General features: G+C 71.1%; 1 protein-coding gene. It reads right to left on the bottom strand.

The window, feature by feature from the left end; genetic code table 11:
* The coding region (locus VR45_RS49855; RefSeq protein ID WP_234326699.1) for a hypothetical protein at window positions 1–184 on the bottom strand (184 nt) is incomplete at its 3' end.
* Between the last annotated feature and the right edge of the window lie 228 nt (window positions 185–412).

Raw genomic sequence — 412 nt, 5'->3', positions numbered from 1 at the left:
GGGCGCCACCGCGGTCGTCACGGCCACCGCCGTAGCCGCCGCCGGCGGGACGGCCGCCACGGTCGTCGCGGCGGTCGTCGCGTCGCGGAGCACGGTCGTTGGACCAGCTCCCGCGGGACCGGGGCTCGTAGCCGCGGCCGTCGTCCGATCGACGCTCGGGACGGTCCTGGGGCTCGTTCGCCATCGTGGTGACTCCTTCTGCTTCTTCATCTCCACCGCGCACCGGGCAGCACCACTGCCCGCTCGCGGTTCGGCGCCGACCTCCTGGCCGTGCACCTTCTCCATTGTCCGACATCCAGGGACACCCCGCGTCCGGGCGGAAGTCCCTGATCTGCCGGTCGTACACACATGCGCACAACGCAAAAAAAGCCGCGGCCCCCAGCGAATCGCTGGGGGCCGCGGCTTTGAATAA

Origin of the sequence: Streptomyces sp. NRRL S-495 (assembly GCF_000966955.1) — a bacterium.
GTDB lineage: Bacteria > Actinomycetota > Actinomycetes > Streptomycetales > Streptomycetaceae > Kitasatospora > Kitasatospora purpeofusca.
The sequence above is the reverse complement of the archived record's forward strand: the minus strand, read 5'-3'. Positions and strand labels throughout refer to the sequence as shown.